Origin of the sequence: Aliidiomarina sanyensis (assembly GCF_003987175.1) — a bacterium.
Taxonomy (GTDB): Bacteria; Pseudomonadota; Gammaproteobacteria; order Enterobacterales; family Alteromonadaceae; genus Aliidiomarina; species Aliidiomarina sanyensis.
In genome coordinates, this window is the sequence record NZ_PIPM01000047.1 from 1 (window position 1) to 568 (window position 568).

Here is a 568-nt window from a genome sequence, read left to right on the forward strand (position 1 = left end):
GGGTCTGTAGCTCAGCTGGTTAGAGCGCACCCCTGATAAGGGTGAGGTCGGTAGTTCAAGTCTACTCAGACCCACCATTTCTTCATGATGGCTTCGTTGTGGAATTCGTCGCATACTGATGTATGCTTCCTCATCCCACGCCTTGCCCTCATTTGAAATTCACTTTTCAAGAAGAAGATTATTAGGTTTGGTGATGGATTGGCCAAGCCTTCGGCTTGGGGCCATAGCTCAGCTGGGAGAGCGCCTGGTTTGCATCCAGGAGGTCTGCGGTTCGATCCCGCATGGCTCCACCATTTTCCTTAATACTGCGTTCGGGACTTCGTCGTGTACTGGAGTACACTTCCTCACTCCCGGCCTTGTCTTAAGAAAACTTATTTTTCTCTGTTTCGAGTAAAGCGATTGTTGAGTGCTTGATAAAGCATTGACCAATCACTTTATGTGATGTGCTCTTTAAAAATTTGGACAAGCTGATAAAGAAACAAACGAAGTTTGAACAAGCCAGGTAAAAACTCACCAGACGATTTGGTGAAGGCGTATCGTTCAGTCAGAAACTTTAGAGCTCGAAGTA

The 568-nt window shown here is 46.3% G+C and carries 2 tRNA genes; both read left to right on the forward strand.

The features are described 5' to 3' along the window. A tRNA-Ile gene (locus CWE11_RS12020) sits at nt 1-77 on the forward strand. Between the two features lie 140 nt (nt 78-217). Beyond that, a tRNA-Ala gene (locus CWE11_RS12025) sits at nt 218-293 on the forward strand. Nucleotides 294-568 lie beyond the last annotated feature (275 nt).